The sequence below is a fragment of the Blautia sp. ZXY-1-C6 genome (assembly GCF_056339875.1).
The window spans coordinates 1-4,547 of record NZ_JBWJVQ010000088.1 but is presented as its reverse complement, the minus strand read 5'-3'; the positions used below and the strand labels follow the sequence as shown (position 1 = coordinate 4,547).

Genomic DNA, 4,547 nt, shown 5'->3' with positions numbered 1-4,547 from the left:
ATATACTGTTCATAGAGACAGTCAACGTCTCCAGAGTATTGATATCTTCTCCACGTTCTGCTACTATCTGAAATTCTCTCGTGAAAAATCCACCTGTAAGATGAACTTCAGGTTCATCGATCATTTCCTGACAGGCGGTAATTCCGGCTATAAAATCATACTTTCCACTCTGCGCAGCCTCTATAGGATCGGTATCCGGAGAAAGACTTTCAAACTCAAAAGGTATCCCGCTGATTTCACTGAATTTCTTCAGCAACGCTATATAGATTCCGTCCAGCTTTCCTGTTTCTTTATCTGTATATATCAGTGGCGGTTGATCACCAATGCATCCTATCTTTATGGGTGCACTGACGTTTTTGATATATTCTGTCTCTTCCCGGGTCAGAAGAGGTCTTGAATTTCTGTTTTTGTCCATAACATACTGTTCTGTAAGATTTTCTGTAAGATCTGGCACTTCTGCTTTAAGCTGCTCAAGAGCATTGTTTACCGCACTTATGACCTCTGTATTTCCCTTTGTTGTCATGATATACATAGGTGCAGCCCCGAATTTGTCCACAATCTTAAGTGAATCATGTTTGGAGATACTTCCCGTCAAGATCATATCCACTTTCTTCTGCTCAAGAGCCTCTATCTGATCCTGTTCAGATTCATAGTACTCCTCCGGACAGTGAAAATTTTTCTCATCCTGACGCTGTTCAAACTCTTCATTCTGATAGCTGTCTCTCAGCAGACCTACTTTTTTGCCATTCATATGCTCATAATCCTGAAAATAAATATCTCCATTATCCTCAGATGTATACAGCACCGCCTGCTCTGTGCCAACAGGCATACAGGAGAAATCATAATCCTTCTCCCTGGCCTCTGTTTTCTGCGCATTGCAGATCAGGTCTACCTTTCCGGATTTCAGATCTGCCAGCTGATTTTCCCATGATTCATTGATATATTCATATCTCCAGCCGGTATACTGAGATATTTTATTCAGATATTCCACTCCATATCCCTTGTATACTCCACTGCTGCTTTTATTAATAAAGTCTGCGTCCTCACGATACGCCACCCGTATTATCTTTGTCCCGCCGTACGACTGTGCCTGAACCGGAACGATCACTCCCAGAAGCAAGGTAAACAGCAGAACGAACAACATTACATTTCTCTTCTTACCACTCATCTATCGTACCTCTCTCTTGAGTGATTATAACATAATATTCTCCAAAAAGGTATCTTTATAATGCTCGCTCAAGCATTTCCCCTTACAGAATCAATTAAGCGCTTACATACAAACTAAAAACAAAGAGACCGGAAATGCCCTGTTTTCAAGGCTTTCCAGTCTCTAAATGTGCCAAATTTTTTATTCAAACTCGATTTCGGCAACTATATATTGTGTCTAACCAAATTGTAAACATCTATATTTGGTACAATTATTCTTAAAATTCTACATATTCTTTGTCGTTTTTGGACTTTTTGCAAGCATTTTGCAATCATTACTATTTCAATATTAATATGTTCCAGCATTACTAATAGCATCTTCTATTAGTTGTTCTATATTATTTTTAATGTCATCGTACACATATGTACTTGTTAAATGAAATGATTCATAACATTCAACATATTTTGATAAACGTTCTTTATTTTTTCCTATCAAAATATTATAAAACGGATTGCTCCCCTTTGTTGTTTGATTTCCATTCTTATCCTTCAATCCATGTATATATATACCTACAATCCCCTTGTTTAGCTCATATGCCTTTTCAATTTCATAATTTATCCACTTTCTTCCTGATGTAGTTGCCCCAATTAACACCACCAAACAAGAACGCTTTGCCATCTGATTATCAATCCACTCTCTAATCTTTGCATCTGTCTTTTCTTTTACTTCTTCCCAGTCATTATCAGAAAAAGTGGAGGAATTATCTACTTTTCCCATATTTCTAACCTGACTTGCTCTCCAAGCATCCTTATTGTACTCAAAACTAAAAAACACCTGTCTCTTTGCCATAATTCTACTACCTCCTTAGAAGCTTTATTAATTTAACTATATTTGACACAATTTCATCATTTGACATTTTTGTATTAAGACTCTGAAATGTCTTTCTTACCTCATCATTTACTTTACCATAATATTCTTCAATATTCAAATTGATCTGCTCCCACAATTTTTGAGCCATATAACCTGTACATCCAACTGGAATTACAATATGTTTAGCATCAATTGCTATATCAAATTCCGTTTTTACGCCATTTGCCTCTACTATATTATCATCTTGTTTTTTATTGCCGAATATATAAAGAGAAATTCCTGCGCGTGAAATCATATCTTCTCTATACTGTTGCCATAACACTCTTGCCTCTTTACCTTGTGGAAATGGTCTTAACAATAACCTTTGATTATTTATTCTGGTATTATGCATATATATTTCTTCAAGTGCACCTGTAATAACAGCGCTTCCTACGCCAACCCCAAATCCAGATATTATATTAAATTCATCTTGAATTAATCTCGCACTTAATAATTTAATCAAATTTTCGGCTTCTTCCTTCGTAAATACACCATACTCTTCTGCACTCCCAGAGATAAAAATATTGTTTTGATTTAATCTTCTCTCTATTTCCTGAAGTATTTCTGTAATTTCTGAAAAATCATCTATCACAAGAGCACTTATTCTATATCTCTTTAAATCTTCTAGAAAAAGGTCATTTCTTCTTTTTGCATAATCATAATCTGCATCTGATTCATAATCTTTTCTATCAATTGATTTCATAATAGCATAATGTTGTCTTGGATTTTCCTCATAATCAACTCTTATACGACTCAAAATATAATCCAAGTTGGGATCTTGAAAACTAAACCCTACAAATAAAAAAGTTTTAGATATTAAATCACCTGTTAAAGCAGACAAAAATTGTTTATGTGCTTTATAATATCTTTCATAATCATCTTTAATCAATATTGCATCATTAGGGTTATTTTTATCACCATGCATTTTATATAAAATGCATTCTCTATTCGCTAATGTATTTGACAAATGTTCATTTCTACTTTTTACATCCACTATTTTTTGCACATTATCAAATGCCTTTTCAATCAAATCGTCATAATTCGTTGTCCAAATCACACCAATTGGCAATCTTGCAAGAATTCTATGATTTTGAGTTGGTTCTTTTTGCTTTGAAAATTCTTCAAAAATAACATCATTAATTATCCCTCGATTTTGATGTTTATTATAGCAATATTGTGCCAATGCAACTAAATCATGCTCTTTTTCAACCTCAAGCCCTAATTCTGAAGCAATAGATTCTAACAATGTTTTCCAATCAACGTAACCAGATTCTTTTGAAAAGCCTGCTCCAGCAAAAAAGGCCGCATTGTTATTTCTTATTTCTTTAACATACTTATTTATAAAAGCATTTATTTCACTATTCATTTCTATCCCTCCAATCATTTCTTAAGCCATTTTTCAAGTGGAACTATTGTTCGACCATTTTCTGTATCCGTACATACATAAAAGCCTTCTTTTATTACAGTCCCATTCGAATATCTTTCACTCCCATAGTAATATGCAATATGTGGATAAATCCGCATGTATTCATTACCTTTATAATCGTAATCGTTAGTCTTATCTGGCTTAATTGGAAAAAGTGCAATATTATCTGTATCAAATTTTTGAGCATCGCCATACCCAAGTTCCCAATTACACCATTTAGACTCTACTGCCCCATTAGTTGCTAATAAGATAAATTTATTACATCTATTTATCCTTTGTTTTATTTTACTTGCCGTTTCACCAGATGTTTTTTTCGGCATTGATTTATCCAAACTGTCAATGTATGCCTTAATATTGTACTTTCTTTCTAGAAGTCCTATCAATCCTTTTGTTTCATCTAAATCATCATGCTTGTGCGAAATAAATACAGTAGTTTTTGTAGAGCCATCGAAATTATATTTGGGAATAATATCTTGTGCTGATTCAGTTAAACTTTCCACTCTATATCCATCAAATATCGTTTTATCAAATATATCTTTAGCCATTTAATCATCTACTCCTCTAAATTCCTATTAATCTTATCAATCCACCCACTGTCATCACTCTCAAACAGCTTTATGAACTTTCCAAAATTACTGCTACCAGTAACAGAATCATCTGAATCCAAATCTTTCACTCGTCGACTCATATCTTTATAATTCTCCACAGTAACGTATTCCATAACCTCTTCAATCTGGTCTGCTCTTCCTTTGTAATTTTCAACTCTGGTATATTTTTTAATCAAAGGAGCGTTTACCGGTTTAGCAGGAGATTTCAAATTTTCATCTGTCCAATGCTTAGATATAATCTGCATCGTACAAGGATTACCAAACATAATCACTTCATTCGCTGCACTATCCACACCATGAAACTCATTAATTTTACGTTTAATGTCCTCATACTGCTCATGTGGTTTCTTTTCCGTATCACAGAACACCAGCACAAGTTTATCTGCTCCATTTTGATATCGATCCTGATACCTCGCCGGGATATTTCCATTTCCACCGGCATTTACCAATGAAATAT

The 4,547-nt window shown here is 34.3% G+C and carries 5 protein-coding genes; all 5 read right to left on the bottom strand.

Translation table 11 applies throughout. The features are described from left to right. Positions 1-1,168, bottom strand: a 1,168-nt coding sequence (locus AC075J_RS03400; protein ID WP_476390000.1) for a transporter substrate-binding domain-containing protein, incomplete at its 3' end; no start/stop codon positions are given. 327 nt (positions 1,169-1,495) lie between these two features. Beyond that, on the bottom strand, positions 1,496-1,996 hold the full coding sequence (locus tag AC075J_RS03395) for a TIR domain-containing protein (RefSeq protein WP_022379857.1): 501 nt from the start codon (positions 1,994-1,996) through the stop codon (positions 1,496-1,498). A gap of 7 nt (positions 1,997-2,003) precedes the next feature. Beyond that, the gene (locus tag AC075J_RS03390; RefSeq protein WP_022379856.1) at positions 2,004-3,422 is read right to left on the bottom strand and encodes an SIR2 family protein; all 1,419 of its coding nucleotides are present in this window, start codon (positions 3,420-3,422) and stop codon (positions 2,004-2,006) included. Positions 3,423-3,436: 14 nt separating this feature from the next. After that, entirely contained in the window at positions 3,437-4,027 is a 591-nt protein-coding gene (locus AC075J_RS03385; protein WP_022379855.1) for a toll/interleukin-1 receptor domain-containing protein, read from the bottom strand. Between the two features lie 8 nt (positions 4,028-4,035). After that, positions 4,036-4,547, bottom strand: a 512-nt coding sequence (locus tag AC075J_RS03380; RefSeq protein WP_476389999.1) for a hypothetical protein, incomplete at its 5' end; no start/stop codon positions are given.

Bases quoted from the DNA above. Each gene is read 5' to 3' on its own strand.
- AC075J_RS03395 (WP_022379857.1), bottom strand. From the start codon at position 1,996: ATGGCAAAGAGACAGGTGTTTTTTAGTTTTGAGTACAATAAGGATGCT.
- AC075J_RS03385 (WP_022379855.1), bottom strand. From the start codon at position 4,027: ATGGCTAAAGATATATTTGATAAAACGATATTTGATGGATATAGAGTG.
- AC075J_RS03390 (WP_022379856.1), bottom strand. From the start codon at position 3,422: ATGAATAGTGAAATAAATGCTTTTATAAATAAGTATGTTAAAGAAATA.